We start from the raw sequence: 16,988 nt of genomic DNA on the forward strand, positions 1-16,988 counted from the left end.
ACGGGAGGCGTCAGCGGCGGAACAACGACGGCTGACGGGCCCGGGTGGTGCCCATCATCATCGCCTCGGACACCATGTCGTACGCGCCCCGCCAGGCGCTCGCGCGCGCCTCGGTCCACGCCTCGCCCAGCTCGGCCGCGAACGACTCCAGCAGCAGGTCGCGGAAGAGCCGGTAGTGGGCGGCGCGGACCCCGTACCCGCCGTGCCGGGCCCCGAGCAGCCGGGCCCGGGCCAGGAACCCGTCGAGGTCCGGGATCGCCGCCACGATGGTCTGTAACTCCTCGGCGAACTTCTCCCGCTGGCCGGCCAGCTCCGCGGGGAACATCGCCCGCAGTTCCGGGTGGTGGGCGAACACCCGCCCGTAGAAGTCGTCGGCCACCGCGTCCAACCGGGGGCCCATCGCCCGCAGGCTGTCCCGCACCAGCTCCACCTGCTCCGGGCTCACGCCCCACCGTCCTCTCCGGCGCGGGCCCGACCCACCGGGCCGATCATCTCGGCCAGCCCGCTCCGGCTGTTCACCCCGCACTTGGCGTAGATGCTCTGCAGGTGGTTGTCCACGGTGCGCACCGAGATGACCAGGGTCTCGGCGATGCTGCGGCTGCTCTGGCCCCCGGCGACCAGCAGCGCGATCTCGCGTTCCCGGGCGGTCAGCGGCTGCTGCGCCGACGAGGTGAGCAGGCCCGGAGTGCGCGCCCCCTCGCAGCGCGCGGCGAGCGCCGCCGCCTGGTTGGCGCACAGCGCCGCCTGCCGGGGGCGGCCCGCCGACCGGTGCAGGTCGGCGGCGGTGACCAGCGCCTCCGCCGCGAACAGGTCCGCACCGCACGCCTCGAACGCGCGGGCTTCCGCCGCGAGCGCCTCCGGGTCACGGTCGAGCACCGCCCGAGCGTGCCCGACCCGCGCGGCGGCGAGCTGGCCCTGCACGCCCGACACCGTGAGCAACTGCCGGGCGGCGTCCTGGTCGCCGAGCCGCACCGCGTCGTGCAGCAGCTCCACGGCCAGCCCCCGCCGGCCCCGGCCCAGCGCGGTCGCGGCCCCGGCCAGCAGCTCCTGGCGGGCCTCCCGCTGCTGCCCCGCGCCGGCCAGCGCCCAGGCCCGGGCGGCCGGCGTGACGAGGTCGCGCTCCGAATCGTCGAGCGGGTCGTCCGGGGCCGGCGCGCCCTGCCAGGCCAGCGAGACGACCAGCCCGGACAGCGCCCCGCCGAGGGCCGCCGGGCGGCCGGTCCCGCGCAGCTGGGCGAGCGCCTCCCGGAAGTGCCGTTCGGCGGTGGCGACCCGGCCGCGCAGCAGCGCGAGCGCGCCGAGCTGGGCCGAGAAGACCCCGATCAGCGAATCGACGCCGTCGCCGACCGCCAGGCGCAGGCCCCGCCGGACGGCCTGCGTCGCCTCGTCGAGGCGGCCCTGCCGCAGCAGCGCCTCGCCGAGCACGGTGAGCTGGGTGGCCGGGTGCGACACCACCATCCGGTGGTCGAGCCGCTGGTGCAGGTCGACGCCCCGTTCCGCGCCGGCCACCGCGTCGACCATCCGCCCGGCGTCGACCAGCAGGGTGGCCTGCGTCCGCAGCCACAGCACCCGGCTGAGGTCGTGGTGCTCGTCGGCGGGCTCGTCGCCCAGCCGCCGCAGCGCCGAGTCGGTGTCCGTCTCGTTGAGCAGCAGCGCCTCCACCGCGGCGAGCGCCGGATGGTCGGGCGGCACCTGGGCGCGTACGTCCGCCAGGCAGGCGTCCGCCCCGGCCACGTCGCGCAGGCCGTGCAGCAGGTTGAGTGCCCGGGTCACCGCGAGCCGCAGCAACGGGGGACCGCCGGCCACCCCCGCCGCCGCGGCGAACGCCCGCTCCGCCTCGACGTAGCGGGCCTGCTCGTGCAGGGCCGCGCCGAGCAGCAGGCCGACCGCCGGATCGGGGCCGTGCCGCAGCGCGGCCTCCGCCAGGCGCGCGGTGCGGGGCAGGTCGTGTGCGAACCGGGCCAGGTGGGCGGCCCGGGCCAGCAGGTCCGGGTCGGCGGTGCCGGTCGCGTCGAGCCGCCACGAGGCCAGCCGCAGCGGGTCCCCACTGCGCCGGGCCCCGTACGCCTCGATCCGGTCGGCCTGGGTGAGCAACAGCGACCGGGCGCGCAGCCGGGGCATGGCCCGTTGCAGCGCCTGGGCGTGCAGCGGATGGACCAGGGTGAGGTCCTGTCGGCGGCCGTCCTCCCGGACCTGGACCAGGCCCTGCTCCTCCAGATCGGCCAGGACGTCCATCGGTGCGTGCGCCAGCAGGTCGTCCACGCCCAGCGGCTCGCACAGGGCCAGCAGTTCGAGCACGGCGCGGTGCCCGGGGGTCAGGGCGTGCAGCCGTCGGCTGACCATCTCCACCACGCCGGCGCTGCCGGTCAACGGGCCGGTCAGCCGCCACGTCCCGTCGGTGCAGACGAGGGTGCCGTCCCGCTGCCCGCAGCTCACGAGTTCCCGCAGGTAGAGCACGTTGCCCTGGCTCGCCTGCCAGAGCGCCTCGCTGGCCGCGGCGCTGACCGGGCCGCCGAGGGCGAAGTGGAGCAGGGTCTCGACGCTGCGCCGTTCCAGCGAGTCGAGCCGCAGCCGCAGCGCCCGCCCGTCCCGCCACCGGCTGTCCAGCGCGTCCGGCACCTGGCTCTCGGTGCGTTGGGTGGCGATCACGAAGAGGCTTCCGTCGGCCAGCAGGAACTGCAACAACGCCAGGGAGACCGTGTCGAGCAGGTCGACGTCGTCCACCGCGAGGACGAAACGCCGGCCGCCGGTCTGCTCGCGCAGCCGGTGGCGCACCGCCTCGAAGAGTTGGTGCGGATCGGCCAGTTGGACCTGGGCCGGCAGCAGCGGGGCCAGCGCGGACAGCGGTACGGCGGAGGCGCTGGCGGTGGCGGCCACGTGCGCGACCGGGTGGCCCCGGGACTCCGCCTCGGCCAGGCACTCCCGCGCCAGTCGGCTCTTGCCGACCCCGGACGCGCCGGTCAGCAGCACCGCGTCGAGGTGCCCGGCGACGAGCGCGTCGGTCACCTGTTCCACCTCGGCGTGCCGGCCGACGAACGGCCAACCGATCGCGGTCGCAGTCGCCACCGTCGCCCCCTGTCCTGCCCGGTCTCCCCGGTTGCCGGCAGCACGGCCCGCCAGCCGGCCCGGCGGGGCCAATCCTCGCACCCGTGGCGACGGCCGGTGATCGTCCGAAGGCACAGCACGGCTCGGGCGGCCGGTGGTTCCGGCCGCCCGTTGTTCCGTACGGATCACCAGGTCAACGGGGCGGAGCGGACCTGCGGGCGGAGCATCACCACGAGGGCGTCCGGCACGGGCAGGTTCGGCCGGCGGCGGGCGGGGCGGCGGCGACGGGGGAGACGGTCGCGGCCGTGACGGCGGCGAGGGCAGCCGCGGCGAGGCGTCGGCGGCGGCGTCGGCGGTGTCTCTCGGCACGGGCAAAGGTGGTGTACGGCATGGCTTCGTCGCTCCTGGACCGGTGAACCGGGAGCCCGGCTCGCTGGAACCAGTCTCGGGGCGACGCCCGGCCGCATCCTGAGCAACGACTACTCAACCCGGCCCTGACCCGGCTACCTACCTTGGGCGAGGGCCCGGATCGAAAGCGCGGGAAGCACGCCGAATGTCCTGCTCGGCCAGGTATCTATAGATGATCATTGATATAGTGACCTATTGGTGCGATGCTGGTGGAAAGCGCTCTTAACCCTATATTGAGCGCCGGAGAAGGAGGATGTGCTGTGCTTCCACCCCAGTCCGATCAATCCGGTCGTCGGTCCCCCTCGGCCGTCCGCCGGTCCGTGCAGGCGCTCGTCGTGGTGTTCGCCATGCTGGCCGGCACGCTGACCTGGGCCGGCGCGGCTCAGGCCCACGGCACCATCGTCAGTCCGGCAACCCGCGCCTACCAGTGCTGGCAGGCATGGGGCAGCCATCACACGGATCCGGCCATGCAGCAGCAGGACCCCATGTGCTACCAGGCATTCCAGGCCAACCCGGACACCATGTGGAACTGGATGAGCGCGCTCCGGGACGGCCTCGGCGGCCAGTTCCAGGCCAAGACCCCCGACGGGCAGCTGTGCAGCAACGCCCTCAGCCGGAACGACAGCCTGAACAGGCCCGGCGCGTGGAAGAAGACCAATATCGGTAGCAACTTCTCGATCCAGCTCTACGACCAGGCCAGCCACGGCGCTGACTACTTCAAGGTCTACGTCAGCAAGCAGGGGTTCAATCCCGCCACCCAGAGTCTCGGCTGGGGGAACCTCGACTTCATCACGCAGACCGGGCGCTACGCGCCGGCGCAGAACATCACGTTCAACGTCTCGACCTCCGGATACACCGGCCACCACATCGTCTTCGTCATCTGGCAGGCGTCGCACCTCGACCAGGCCTACATGTGGTGCAGCGACGTGAACTTCTCCTGATCGGCAAGACCGACCGCACTGGCACTGCTCCGGGCCGGAACGCCGTTCCGGCCCGGAGCAGTGCCCGCTGCTGCGTGGCCGGGCCCCCGCGCGGACGCGGCCCGCGCAGTCCTGAGCCAAGGCTCAGCTTCATTGCGCCGTAAGAGTTGGTCGGTCATCAATGTCTTGAGGCGATGGGAGCGCTCCCGTAACATACCTGACGCGGCTGTTAACGGTCACATGTAGAGGCCACCACCAATTGCAGGCCGCCGTCCCATCAGGAGGATGCCTTATGGCAAGATCCAAAGCGACCAATGTGGGTGTGGTGTCCGCTGGCGTCGCGTTGCTGGCTTCGGCGACGGTCGCCGTGGCATTGCCGGCCAACGCCGCAGCCGCCGGCTGCTCGGTGAACTATGCCGTGTCGTCGCAGTGGGGGGAGGGCTTCGGCGCCAACGTGTCGATCACGAACCTGGGCGACCCGGTGAGCAGTTGGACGCTGACGTGGTCCTACGGCGCGGGGCAGACGGTCACGCAGGCGTGGAACGCGACGGTCACCCAGAGTGGCGCCGCGGTCACCGCGAAGAACGTGAGCTACAACGGATCGATCGCGACCAACGCCTCGGTGTCGTTCGGCTTCAACGGGTCCTGGTCGGGCAGCAACCCGGTGCCGACGAGCTTCGCCCTGAACGGCGTGGCGTGCAACGGTGGCACGACGCCGACGACCCCGCCGACGGGGTCCCCGACCACCCCGCCGACGACGCCGCCCCCCACGACGCCCCCGCCGACGACGCCCCCGCCCACCGGCACCTGCAACCTGCCGTCGACGTACCGGTGGTCGTCGACGGGCGCGCTGGCGCAGCCGAAGTCCGGCTGGGTCTCGCTGAAGGACTTCACCGTCGCCCCCTACAACGGCAAGCAGCTCGTCTACGCGACGACCCACGACTTCGGCACCAGGTGGGGCTCGATGAACTTCGGGCTGTTCACCAACTGGTCGGAGATGGCCACCGCGAGCCAGAACACCATGTCCTCGGGGACGGTCGCGCCGACCCTGTTCTACTTCGCGCCGAAGAACATCTGGGTGCTGGCCTACCAGTGGGGCGGGGCGGCGTTCAACTACCGCACGTCGACCGACCCGACCAACGCCAACGGGTGGTCCGCGCCGCAGACGCTGTTCACGGGCAGCATCACCGGCTCCGGCACCGGGCCGATCGACCAGACCCTGATCGCCGACGACCGGAACATGTACCTGTTCTTCGCCGGGGACAACGGCAAGATCTACCGGTCGAGCATGCCGCTCGGGAACTTCCCGGGCAGCTTCGGCTCGTCGTACACGACGATCATGAGCGACACCCAGGCGAACCTGTTCGAGGCGGTGCAGGTCTACAAGCTCCAGGGCCAGACCCGGTACCTGATGATCGTCGAGGCGATGGGCGCGCAGGGCCGCTACTTCCGCTCGTTCACGGCCACCAGCCTGGACGGCAACTGGACGCCGCAGGCGGCGACGGAGAGCAACCCGTTCGCCGGCAAGGCCAACAGCGGTGCGACCTGGACCAACGACATCAGCCACGGTGAGCTGATCCGCACCAGCGCCGACCAGACGTTCACCGTCGACCCCTGCAACCTGCAGCTGCTCTACCAGGGTCGTTCCCCCAGCTCCAACGGCGTCGACTACGGCCTCCTGCCGTACCGGCCGGGTCTGCTGACCCTGCAGCGCTGACAGCGCGAGCCGACGCTGACGGCGTGAGTCAGCGGCCGGCGTGAGTTCGATCGAGCGGCGGGTCCGGCGCAGGCCGGGCCCGCCGCATCGTGTCCGGCCTGCGCCGGGCACCACGAGCGCTCGCTGCGCTGCAATAATGTATACTTTGTGCAGCTATTGCTGATGACGGCGCCGTGACTCCGACCGCTGTCGACACCGCGAGGATGGAGCCCGTAGGCGTGGCCGAGCCGATCGGAACGGCGGACCGCTCGCTGTCCGCCCAGATCTACGAGCACCTGCGCACGGCGATCATCGAGGGCGAGATCGCACCCGGCACCAAGATGCGCGAGCAGTGGCTCGCCGACCAGCTCAGCGTCTCCCGGGTGCCACTGCGGGAGGCCATCCCGCTGCTGGAGGCCGAGGGGCTGGTCTACACCGCGCCCCGGCGCGGCACCTTCGTCACCCAGTTGACCCTGCGGGACGTGGACGACCTCTTCGACGTGCGGGAGAGCCTGGAGACCCTCGCCGCCCGGCTCGCCGCCCAGCGCAGCGGCCAGCCCGAGGCGAAGGAGACCGTCGCCGCGTTGCAGGACAACCTCCAGCGCGCCAAGCGTGCCGTGCAGGACGGCGACGATCCCGCCATCGCCGCGACCAGCGCCGAGTTCCACCGGCTCGTCGTCGAGCTCTCCGGCAACGCCCTGCTGCGCACCATGATGCGGCCGATCAGCGGCCGGGTGCAGTGGCTGTTCCGGCTGACAGCCGCCCGGGACCCCAGGGCGGCCTGCCGCGCCCACGAGAAGCTGCTGCGGGCGATCCTGCGCGGCGAGGTCGAGCGGGCCGGCGAGCTGGCCTTCGAACACATCGCCAGCGGGCGCAAGCCGTCGCTGGTCCTGCTCGCCGACGTGCTGCCGCTGGACGGCCGGGCCGCTACTTCAGCCCGGCCGTCAGCATCCCGCGCACGTAGTGGCGTTGCAGGCTGATCGAGAGCAGCACCAGCGGGATCGTGATCACCGTGGCCGCCGCGAACATCTCGCCGTACATCGGCTGGTTGTTGGCGTTGGTCTGGAGCGCGGCCATCGCGACCTGGGCGACCTGGCGTTTCGGGTCCTGCATCGCCACCAGCGGCCAGAAGTAGTTGCTCCACGACCAGATGAACTGGATCAGGGCCAGCGAGGCCAGCGTCGGCCGCACGTTGGGCAGCGCGATGCGCCAGAACAGCGTCCCGACGCCGGCCCCGTCGACGGCGGCGGCCTCGAACAGCTCCTCCGGGATGTCCCGGAACCCCTGCCGCATGAGGAAGACCCCGAACGGGTTGCAGACGAACGGCAGGAACAGCACGGGGTACGTCGACAGCAGCCCCAGGCCCTTGACCACGTCGTACAACGGGACGACGGTCGCCTCGATCGGGATGAACGCCCCCACCATGCAGAGCGCGAACAGCGGCTCCCGGAACCGGAACCGGATGCGGGCGAAGGCGTAGCCGGCCAGGGTGCAGACGACCAGCGACCCGAGGACCTGCCCCGCCGAGGCGACGAGCGTGTTCCACATCGTCCGGCCGAAACCGAGCTCACCGAAGAGCCGGCCGAGGTTGCCCAGCGTCGGATCGCTCGGCAGCACACTGCGCCAGGTCAGCGGGTACGCGTCCGCGACGACGCTCGCGGTGGTCTTGAACGCCGACAGCGCCATCCACAGCAACGGGAAGCCGAACAGGACCGCCACCAGCACCATGCCGAGCGCGGCGGGCAGCCGGCGTACCCCGCGCCACAGCGGCGCGGAAGCGGAGCGACGCCGCGCGGTGGCCGGCGGCGTCTCGGGGCGGGACAGCGCGACGGCCGGGGCGGCCGCCGTCCCGGCGGTGCGAACGGTCATGTCTTCTCCCGCAGGGCGACGCCCTGGATGAGGGCGACGACGCAGACCAGCACGAGCATGCAGACCGTGGTGGCCGCCGCGACGCCGTGGGACGAGTACTGGAACGCCTGTTGGTAGGCGTAGTAGGTGAGGTTGGTGGTGGCGTCGTCCGGGCCGCCCTGGGTCATCAGGTTGACCGGGGTGAAGATCCGGGTCCCCGAGATCGTGGAGACGAAGAGCGCGACCAGCACGTAGCGGCGCAGCAGCGGCAGGGTGATGGCGCGGAACCGGCGCACCGGGCCGGCCCCGTCCAGGCTGGCCGCCTCGTGCAGCTCCGGCGGCACGTTCTGCAGCCCGGCCAGGAAGATCAGCACGGCCAGCCCGACGTTCTTCCACGCCGACATCACCACGATCGCCAGCAGCGCCTGCGACGGCGAGGTGAGGAACGGCTGCGCGTCTAGGCCCACCATCCGCAGCGCGGAGTTGAACAGGCCGTGCGTCGGGTCGTACAGCTGGTTCCACACCAGCACGGCGACCGTCTCCGAGGCCGCCAGACCGGCGATCACCATGATCCGCAGCAGCCCACGGGCCGGCAGCCGCGAGTTGATCAGCTGGGCCAGGCCGAGCGCCAGCGGGATCTCCACCACCAGCGTCAGGACGATGTAGAGAACCGTGTTGCGCAGCGCCGCGACGAACTGCGGGTCGTCGAGGAGCGCCGAGTAGTTGGCCAGGCCCACGTAGCCCCGGCTGGCCCCGGTGAAGGGATTGAACGACTGGAGGCTCTGCCAGCCGGCCACCACGATCGGATAGAACTGGAACAGCCCCAGGCCGACCAGCAGTGGCGTGACCAGCAGCCACCCGGCCCGGGAGGAACCCTCCCAGGCCGGGCGGCGAGCCACGGGTCGCACGCGGTGCCGGACCCCGATCGTCATGGGTCTACCGGTACTTCGCGAGCAGGTCGTCGATCTGCTTGGCCGTGGTGTGCAGCGTCGCCGCGGGGTCGGCGCCGAGCGCGATGTTCTTCACCGCCGGGTTCATCGCGTTGAAGTAGTCGAAGTAGCCGACCGTGCGGGGCACGCCCGAACTGGCCTTGGCCAGGGCCACCGCGAGCTGCTGCTTCTCGCCCTGGTATTCCTGCATCTGGGTGATCAGCGAGGTGCGCGCCGGCACCGACCCCCACATCCGGGCGAAGCCGATCCGGTTGGCGTCGTTGCACAGGTACGCGACCAGGGCGACGGCCTCGTTCGGGTTCTTCGACCCGGCCCAGACGATCGGGGAGTCGGAGGCGTTGCAGCCGAACAGGGTCCGGCCCTTCGGCATCGGCGACACGCCCCAGTCGAACTTCGGCTTGCCGCCGGCCGACTCGTAGAGGTTCGCCATGCTGAACGAGTCCATCGACAGCGCGGCGGTGCCGGCGGTCAGCTGGTCGGGCACCGCGCCCTTGGGGGTCAGGTCCTCGCTGAAGAAGGTCTGGTAGTTCTTCATGCCCTGGATCGCGCCCGCGCTGTCGACGTACCCGGTGACGCTGAACCCGTCGTCGCTCACCCCGGCCCAGGTCTTGTACTCGTCGGAGTCCCTGGCCGCCGCCGGGTCGCCCATCATCCGGATCCAGAAGCTCTCGTGCTGGGTGTAGTTGGAGCCGGGGCCGCCGTTGCCGGCCGTCGACGCCGCCATCGCCCACAGCGAGCTGTCCGTGGCCTTCAGGTTCTTGGTGAGGGCCCGCATCGCGTCGATCATCTGCTCGATCGTCCAGCCACCGTCGATGCTGGTGGTCTCCGGCGGCGGGGCCACCTTCGCCTTGGCGAACAGGTCCCGGTTGAACAGCAGGACCTCGACGTTGTTGTCCCAGGGCAGGCAGTAGAGGTTGCCGTCGGCGGAGGCAGCCTCGCGCAGCGGGGCGTAGATGTCGGTGAGGTAGGTGTCGGTGAAGTAGCCGGTCAGGGGCAGCGCGATCTTGCCGGCGGCGTAGGCGGGGGTGAAGTCGTTGCGGCCCATCATGACGTCCGGCGCGTCGCCCGAGGCCACGTAGACCTTGAGCTTGGTGGGCAGGTCACCGTAGGGGACCAGCTCCTCCTTGATCGTGATGTTCGGGTACGCCGCGGTGAACTTCGCGTACAGGCCGGTGAAGAAGTCGTTGACCTCGGGGGAGTAGCTCTGCCGCATGAAGCGCAGGGTCACCGGCTTGGCGGTCAGCTCGGGGCCCTGGTAGCCGCCGAGGTCGATCTTGTAGCCGCCGGGGCCGGGGCCCGTCGCGACGGGGGCGGCGCTCGCCCCGGTCGCGGCGGAGCCGGTGTCGGAGCCGCAGGCCGTCAGCGAGGCACCGAGGGCGGTGAGGCCGGCGACACCGGCCACGCCCCGCAGGAGGTGGCGACGATCGACGCCCGAACGACGAGCGTGGAGGGGGGAGGTGCTCATCTGTGGTGGATCCTTCCTGAACCGGGGGTCAGCAGCGAGCGGGCGGCGGCGGTGGTGGCCGCCAGCCGGTGGGTGGGCCGGGCCTGGTGTGCGCGCAGGCCGGCGAGGCGGGCCGGGTCGAGGGCGGCGGTGCACCGCACCGCCTGCCGCAGGACCTCGGCGTAGTCGGACAGGGGCAGGTCGGGGTGGTCGGCGTGCCAGCCCGGGTCGAACGGGGCGGCGGTGAACTGGCCGCGGTGCAGTTCGACCCAGCGGGTCGGGGAGTGCGGGCGGAGGGTGTCGATCAGGGCCGGCCAGTCGACCTGGCCCTCCCCCACCGGGCAGAGCAGCCGGGTGGCCGTGTCACCGTCGAGGACGAGCACGGCGTCGTCGAGGATCAGCTGGGCGACCGCCGCGCCGAGGCGGCCGGCGGCGGCGACCGGATCCTCCAGGTTGACCAGGAGGTTCACCGGGTCCAGCGACGCGCAGGCGACGTCCGCGCCGACAGCGTCGACCAGCCGGGCGACCTCGCCGCCGGTGATCTCCTCGTGGGTCTTGAGGGCCAGGCGCAGCCCGTGGTCGCGCAGGACCGGTGCGAGCCGGCGCAGCAGTCGCGCGGTCAGGTCGAGCTGCTCGGGCCAGGGGGTCAGCCGGTCGTAGCGGTCCTCGATCCGGCCGACGATGACCAGCAGCTCCCGCCCGGGCAGCAGGGCCGACATCTCGACCATCCGGGCCAGGCCGGCCCGGACGTCGCCGTCGCCGGCGGCGAGCAGCCGGGCGTCCTGCCCGACGCGGAACGGGTGCAGGTTGACTGAGCCGACCGCCACCTCGACGCCCCGCTCGGCGGCGGCGTCGCGCCGGGCGGCGATCTCGCCCGGGTCCAGCGTCGGGCTGACCTCGAAGACCGAGCCGAAGAGGCAGGCGGCGAAGCCGTGCCCGGCGGCGCGGGCGATCGCGGTGTCCGCGTCGAGCCGCTCGTCGGCGAGGCTCCCGGCGAACACGCCCAGGCGGTCGGCGTCGGTCATCCGGCCAGCCCCGCCTCGGCGACGATCGTCCGCAGCACGTCGGCGCTGGCCCGCGCGGCCTGGACGGCCTCGTCGAACCCGAAGGTGTCCGGCGCGCACTCGTCGAACGTCGGCAGCGTGCCGGTGGCGATCAACGCGTCGCTGTGCCGGGCCAGTTGGAGGTAGTCGCCGAGTTCGGCGACCGACATGTCGGGGTGGCCGGCCTGCCACGCGGGGTCGAAGACCTCGACCAGGGTGCGGCCGCGCAGCGGTATCTGCTCGGTGGTGAAGGTGGGGTAGGTGACGGCCACCTCGTCCCAGGGCTGCGCGTTCTCGATGGTGATGGTGAGGTCGGGGTTGGCCGCGTGCAGGATCGGCAGGATCGCCCGGAGGTCGACGACGCCGAGGCCGACGGTCCGCTCCTGGTAGAGCACGCCGTCGGGGGTCAAGCTCAGCGCGGCGTCCTTGATGTGGGTCTGCCGGACGTACGGGGCCACCCGCTGGGCGGTGCGCAGCGGGTGCTCGCCACGCTGGAGCAGGTTGGAGGTGTCGAAGACGATGCCGAACGTGTCCGGGCCGGCCGCCTCGACGAGGCGGACCACCTCGAAGCTGGTGATCTCCTCGTGCGTCTCCAGGTTGACGTGCACCCCGTGGTCGCGGGCGATCGGGGCGAGCCGGCCCAGGAACTTGGCGGTGGCCGCCAGCTGGTCGGACCAGTCGACGTCGGTGCGGAACCGGTCGTAGGCGTAGCGGCCGCCGTAGGGCTTGTAGTTTGCGGTGCCGGCCCACAGCTCGGTGATGCCGACCCGGGCGCAGGCGGCGATCATGCGGGTGAAGCCGAGCAGCGTGTCGCCGTCGCCGGCAGCCCGCAGCTCGGGGGCCTCCGCCATCGCGTACGGGTTGACCTTGCCGAGGCCGGCTTCGAGGTAGAGGCCCAGCTCGTCGGCGCAGTCCCGCACGTCGCGGAGCACGCCCGCGTCGAGGGTCGGGGTCATGTCGAGGACGGTGCGGAAGAAGATGCCGTCCATGCCGAGTTCGTGCGCGTACCGGACGTTGTCGACCGGGCCGCGCCCCACGCTCCCCGGTATCTTGCGACCGTCGATGCCGATCCGCATGGCTGTCGGTGCCTCCTGTGGTCGTCCTGGCGGTGGCGACCGCAACCGCTGCGAGTTGTATACAGAACACAAGTCACAGAACAATTTCCGCGTGTTGCAGTCGTGTTTCCGGGGTCGGCAGGTGTTGGACCGTGTGCCACCATCGGCGCCATGACCAGAATCGACACCGCCGTCTCGCCCGGCGACCTCGACCGCGCCCCGGCCGGGGCGCTGGCCCGGCTCGCCACCGAGATCCGGGCGCTGCACCGTCGGATGCACCCCGCTGACGTGGTCGTCGTCGATGTGCCGAGCGGCGTCCTGGCGATGGGGCGGCACGAGGTGCCGGCGCTGGCGATGCTCTTCGAGCACCACGACGCCGACCCGTCCACCGCTGCGGTCGCCCGGGAGCGCGCGGTCGGGTATCTCGCCACCGGGCGGCTGGAGCGGGGCTGACCCGGCCCCCGAAGCATCGCCGAAACAATCGGCTTCTAGTGTTCTGTATACCAAGAAGCCGAGGATTCCGGAGGTGTGCCGTGCAGGCAGTCGACCAGGACCAACTGATGAGCGAGGCGCTGGACATGGCCCGCGAGGCGCTCGCCGCCGGCGACCATCCGTTCGGGTCGGTGGTGGTCACCGCCTCGGGCACGGTCGCCGAGCGCAACCGGGTCGTCTCGACCAGCGACCCGACCGCGCACAGCGAGGTGATGGCCCTGCGGACCGCGGCGGCCCGGTGGGGCATCGACAGCCTCCGGGGCGCGCTGCTGCTCACCACCTTCGAGCCGTGCCCGATGTGCTTCGGCGCGATCCTGGAGGCGGGCGTCGGCGCGCTGGTGATCGGGGCCCGCCGCACCGTCGGGGAGGCCCCGCTCGGCGACTACACCGTCGAGGCGCTGCTGGGCCTGCTCGGGCGTGCCGGTGACATCGCCGTCGCCCAGGACGTGCTCGCCGCGCCGATCGCCGAGTTCTACGCCACGGCGGGCTGAGTGGGCACCGCTCCCCGCCCGCTGGCACTGCGCGCCGCGCGGATCCTCACCGGCGACGGCGAGCCGGCCCGACCCGACGCCGTGGTGCTGGTGCGCGGCGGCGCGATCGAGGCGGTGTGCGCCGCCACCGACCCGTTGCCCGACGACACCGTCGTGCTCGACCTCGGCGACGCCACGCTGCTGCCCGGCTTCGTCGACGCGCACGCCCACCTCACCCTGCCGGCCGACCGGCGCGGCTACGAGGCGGTGCACGAGCTGCCCGACCCCGACCTGCTCGCCTTCGGCCGCGCGAACGCCGAACGCCACCTGCGCTGCGGCGTGACGACGGTCCGCGACAACGGGGCGCGCGGCACGCTCGGCGTCCGGCTGCGCGACCTTCTCGCCGGCGCCCCAGCCGCGCCCCGGGTGCTGGCGGCCGGGCGTCCCCTCACCCCGCCCGGCGGTCACTTCCACTTCTGCGGCGGCACCGCCGGCACCCCCGCCGAGATCCGGGACGCCGTGCACCGGCTGGCCGACGAGGGCGTCGACCACATCAAGATCATCGCTTCGGGCGGCGGCACCGCCGGCAGCCGGCCCGAGGAGTGCACCTACTCCGGGGAGCACCTGCGCGCGGCGGTCGGCGCGGCCCGGGCCCGGGGACTGCGTACCGCCGCGCACTGCCGGGCCGCCGAGTCGGCACGCCAGGCCGTGGCCGCCGGCGTCGACTGCCTGGAACACCTGGACTTCCTGCGCCCGGTGGCCGGCGGCGACCCGACCGTCGAGTACGACGCCGAGACGGTGCGGATGATCCGCGACGCCGGGACGTACCTGAGCATGACCATGCAGGCCGGCGGCTACGACACGCTGCTCGACCAGCGGGGCCGACCCGACCCCGACGAGCGGGTCGTGGCCCGGCTGGAGCGGTACTTCCGCGACAAGCTCGGCGTGCTGCGCCGGCTGCTCGACGACGGACTGGGGGAGCGGATCGTGATCAGCACGGACGCCGGGCCGGCGGACACCCGGTTCGGCCGGTTCCACCTCGGTCTCGCCCTGGCCGCCGAGGCGGGCTACCCCGCCGCCGACGTGCTCCGCGCCGCGACCACCCGGGCCGCCGAGGTCTGCGGACTCGGCGCGAGCACCGGCCGGATCACCCCCGGCCACGCCGCCGACCTCGTGGCGGTCGGCGGCGACGTGCTGGCCGACGTCGCCCGCGCGGCGGACGTCCGGCTGGTGCTGGCCCGGGGAACCGTCGTCGGCACCGGGATCCCCGCGTGAACGCCCACCCGGTGGACCTCGCGTCCCGCGCCCTCGGCGGCTCGGTGCCGTGGGCCACCGACGAGTTCTTCGCCGAGAAGGAACGCCTCGTCCAGCCCGGCCCCGCCGCCGCCCACCCCGAGTTCGGCCCGCGCGGCAAGGTGTACGACGGCTGGGAGACCCGCCGCCGCCGGCCCCGGGCCACCGCCGACGACGCCGACCGGGTGATCGTCCGGCTCGGGGCGAGCGGCGTGGTCGAGCGCCTCGTCGTCGACACCGCGCACTTCACCGGCAACTACCCGCCGCTGGTCTCCGTCGACGCCACCACGGTCGACGGCCACCCCGCGCTCGCCGACGTGCTCGCCGCGCCGTGGCAGCCGCTGCTGCCCCCGTCACCGGCGGCCGGCGACCAGGAGAACAGCTACCCGCTGGCCGACCCCCGGCGCTGGACCCACCTGCGGCTGGCCATCCACCCCGACGGCGGGGTCGCCCGGCTGCGGGCGTACGGCCGGGTGCTGCCCGACCCGCGGCTGCTGACCACGACCGTCGACCTCGCCGCCGTCAGCAACGGCGCGGTGGTCGAGGACTGCTCGGACCGGTTCTACTCCGACCCGACGCACCTGCTGCTCCCCGGCCGCGCCCGGTCGATGGGCGAGGGCTGGGAGACCGCCCGCCGCCGCGACGACGGGCACGACTGGGTGCTGGTCCGGCTCGGCCTGCCCGGGACCTGCGAACAGGTGGTGGTCGACACCACCCACTTCCTCGGCAACTCGCCCGACGCCGTGGAAGTGACCGGCCGGGTCGCCGGCACCGACGACTGGGTGCCGGTGCTGCCGCCCACCCCCGTGCAGCCCGACCAGCGCCACCGGCTCCCGGTCGCCGCCGGCCCCGAACTGTCGCACGTGCGGGTGGCGATCCACCCCGACGGCGGCTTCGCCCGGCTGCGGGTGCTCGGCACGGTGTCGGCCGCCCGCCGCCGCGCGGCCCTGGCCGAGTGGCAGACGACCGGCGGCACCGGAGGACCAACGTGATCGTCCTGCGGGCCGACCGGGTGGTGACCCCCGACGGGATCCGCCCCGCCGCCGTGGTGGTCGGTGACGGCCGCGTCCTCGCCGTCACCGACCGGCACGCGCCCGTCGACGGCGACCAGGTCCGCCTGGCCGACGACGAGGTGCTGCTCCCCGGGCTGGTCGACAGCCATGTGCACGTCAACGAGCCGGGGCGCACCGAGTGGGAGGGGTTCGCCAGCGCGACCGCCGCCGCCGCGGCCAGCGGCATCACCACCCTCGTCGACATGCCGCTCAACAGCGTCCCGCCCACCGTCGACGCCGCCGCCCTCGCCGCCAAGCGGGCCGCCGCCCGGGGTCAACTCGCCGTCGACGTCGCGTTCTGGGGCGGCGCGGTGCCCGGCAACGCCGACCGGCTGCAGGCGCTGCACGACGCCGGGGTCGTCGGGTTCAAGTGCTTCCTGGCCCCGTCCGGGGTCGACGAGTTCCCGCCGCTGGACGCCGTCGCACTGCACACCGCCATGACGACGGTCGCCGGCTTCGACGGGCTGCTCGTCGCGCACGCCGAGGACCCGGACGTCCTCGCCGCGGCACCGCCGCCGGTCGGCCGCCGCCACCTCGACTTCGTCGCGTCCCGGCCGCCCGAGGCGGAGTCGCGCGCCGTCGCGCGGCTGGTCGACACGGCCCGCCGCACCGGCTGCCGCGCCCACGTCGTGCACGTGTCCAGCGCGGCGGTGCTGCCGCTGCTGCGGGCGGCGAAGGACGAGGGGCTGCCCGTCACCGCCGAGACCTGCCCGCACTACCTCGTGCTGCGCGCCGACGAGGTCCCCGACGGGGCCACCGAGTTCAAGTGCTGCCCGCCGATCCGGGACGACGCCAACCGCGCCGCGCTGTGGGCCGGACTGCGCGACGGAACGATCGACTGCGTCGTCTCCGACCACTCGCCGTGCACCGCCGGGCTCAAGGCGCTCGACACCGGTGACTTCGCCGCCGCGTGGGGCGGCATCGCCTCCGTACAGCTGAGCCTGCCGCTGGTGTGGACCGAGGCCCGGCGGCGGGGAATCGGCCTCGACCAGGTGGTCGGCTGGATGGCCGCCGCGCCGGCCGCCCTCACCCGGCTGTCCGGACGCGGGGCGATCACCGCCGGCAACCGGGCCGACCTGGTGGTGTTCGCCCCGGACGAGACGTTCGTGGTCGACCCGGCGCGGCTCGCGCACCGCCACCCGGTGACCCCGTACGCCGGTCGCCGGCTGCGCGGCGTCGTCCGGCAGACCTGGCTCGCCGGCCGACCGGTGCGACCCGGCGAGCGTCGGGGCAGACTGGTGGCCCGGACATCGACGGAAGTCTTCGGGTAGG

General features: G+C 73.1%; 15 protein-coding genes. 8 read left to right on the forward strand and 7 right to left on the reverse strand.

Annotation, left to right across the window (positions count from 1 at the left end; all coding sequences use genetic code 11):
* Positions 1-10: 10 nt before the first annotated feature.
* On the reverse strand, positions 11-445 hold the full coding sequence (locus ACVMYR_RS05565; RefSeq protein WP_077935149.1) for a globin domain-containing protein: 435 nt from the start codon (positions 443-445) through the stop codon (positions 11-13).
* A complete protein-coding gene (locus tag ACVMYR_RS05570; RefSeq protein WP_457121235.1) occupies positions 442-3,066 on the reverse strand; it encodes an AAA family ATPase in 2,625 nt (874 codons plus the stop codon). Before ACVMYR_RS05570 ends, ACVMYR_RS05565 begins: the two co-directional genes overlap by 4 nt.
* Before the next feature lie 647 nt (positions 3,067-3,713).
* Here ACVMYR_RS05570 and ACVMYR_RS05575 point away from each other — a divergent pair.
* The 3 genes from ACVMYR_RS05575 (at position 3,714) to ACVMYR_RS05585 (ending at position 7,049) form a co-directional block, all read left to right on the forward strand.
* Positions 3,714-4,394: a lytic polysaccharide monooxygenase auxiliary activity family 9 protein gene (locus ACVMYR_RS05575; protein WP_198956379.1), complete on the forward strand. Its 681-nt coding sequence runs from the start codon at positions 3,714-3,716 to the stop codon at positions 4,392-4,394.
* 271 nt (positions 4,395-4,665) lie between these two features.
* Positions 4,666-6,090: a non-reducing end alpha-L-arabinofuranosidase family hydrolase gene (locus tag ACVMYR_RS05580; protein ID WP_457121236.1), complete on the forward strand. Its 1,425-nt coding sequence runs from the start codon at positions 4,666-4,668 to the stop codon at positions 6,088-6,090.
* A gap of 218 nt (positions 6,091-6,308) precedes the next feature.
* On the forward strand, positions 6,309-7,049 hold the full coding sequence (locus ACVMYR_RS05585) for a GntR family transcriptional regulator (RefSeq protein ID WP_198956376.1): 741 nt from the start codon (positions 6,309-6,311) through the stop codon (positions 7,047-7,049).
* Here the strand turns inward: ACVMYR_RS05585 and ACVMYR_RS05590 are convergent.
* Genes ACVMYR_RS05590 through ACVMYR_RS05610 form a run of 5 tightly spaced genes read right to left on the reverse strand, consistent with a single transcriptional unit; the run spans position 6,997 to position 12,430 of the window.
* Complete coding sequence (locus ACVMYR_RS05590; protein WP_077935140.1) at positions 6,997-7,938, reverse strand: carbohydrate ABC transporter permease; 942 nt, start codon at positions 7,936-7,938, stop codon at positions 6,997-6,999. The two genes, ACVMYR_RS05585 and ACVMYR_RS05590, sit on opposite strands and share 53 nt — an antisense overlap.
* Positions 7,935-8,849 carry a carbohydrate ABC transporter permease gene (locus tag ACVMYR_RS05595; RefSeq protein ID WP_353900244.1) on the reverse strand — a complete coding sequence of 305 codons (915 nt, stop codon included), beginning with the start codon at positions 8,847-8,849 and terminating at the stop codon, positions 7,935-7,937. The genes ACVMYR_RS05590 and ACVMYR_RS05595 overlap by 4 nt, the downstream gene beginning before the upstream one ends.
* A gap of 4 nt (positions 8,850-8,853) precedes the next feature.
* A complete protein-coding gene (locus ACVMYR_RS05600; protein WP_396791986.1) occupies positions 8,854-10,332 on the reverse strand; it encodes an ABC transporter substrate-binding protein in 1,479 nt (492 codons plus the stop codon).
* Positions 10,329-11,336 (reverse strand): sugar phosphate isomerase/epimerase family protein, encoded by a 1,008-nt coding sequence (locus ACVMYR_RS05605; protein WP_457121237.1) that lies wholly within the window; start codon positions 11,334-11,336, stop codon positions 10,329-10,331. Before ACVMYR_RS05605 ends, ACVMYR_RS05600 begins: the two co-directional genes overlap by 4 nt.
* Complete coding sequence (locus ACVMYR_RS05610) at positions 11,333-12,430, reverse strand: sugar phosphate isomerase/epimerase family protein (protein WP_457121238.1); 1,098 nt, start codon at positions 12,428-12,430, stop codon at positions 11,333-11,335. Before ACVMYR_RS05610 ends, ACVMYR_RS05605 begins: the two co-directional genes overlap by 4 nt.
* Before the next feature lie 150 nt (positions 12,431-12,580).
* Here ACVMYR_RS05610 and ACVMYR_RS05615 point away from each other — a divergent pair, with 150 nt between their 5' ends.
* The 5 genes from ACVMYR_RS05615 (at position 12,581) to allB (ending at position 16,987) form a co-directional block, all read left to right on the forward strand.
* Positions 12,581-12,862, forward strand: a complete 282-nt coding sequence (locus ACVMYR_RS05615; protein ID WP_457121239.1) for a hypothetical protein — start codon at positions 12,581-12,583, stop codon at positions 12,860-12,862.
* 80 nt (positions 12,863-12,942) lie between these two features.
* Entirely contained in the window at positions 12,943-13,392 is a 450-nt protein-coding gene (locus tag ACVMYR_RS05620; protein WP_198956375.1) for a nucleoside deaminase, read from the forward strand.
* A complete protein-coding gene (locus ACVMYR_RS05625) occupies positions 13,393-14,646 on the forward strand; it encodes an amidohydrolase family protein (protein WP_077935134.1) in 1,254 nt (417 codons plus the stop codon).
* The gene (gene alc, locus ACVMYR_RS05630; protein ID WP_396791976.1) at positions 14,643-15,656 is read left to right on the forward strand and encodes an allantoicase; all 1,014 of its coding nucleotides are present in this window, start codon (positions 14,643-14,645) and stop codon (positions 15,654-15,656) included. Before ACVMYR_RS05625 ends, alc begins: the two co-directional genes overlap by 4 nt.
* A complete protein-coding gene (gene allB / locus ACVMYR_RS05635; protein WP_457121240.1) occupies positions 15,653-16,987 on the forward strand; it encodes an allantoinase AllB in 1,335 nt (444 codons plus the stop codon). Before alc ends, allB begins: the two co-directional genes overlap by 4 nt.
* The last annotated feature ends 1 nt before the right edge of the window (position 16,988 follow it).

The sequence above is a fragment of the Micromonospora sp. PTRAS2 genome, from assembly GCF_054052245.1.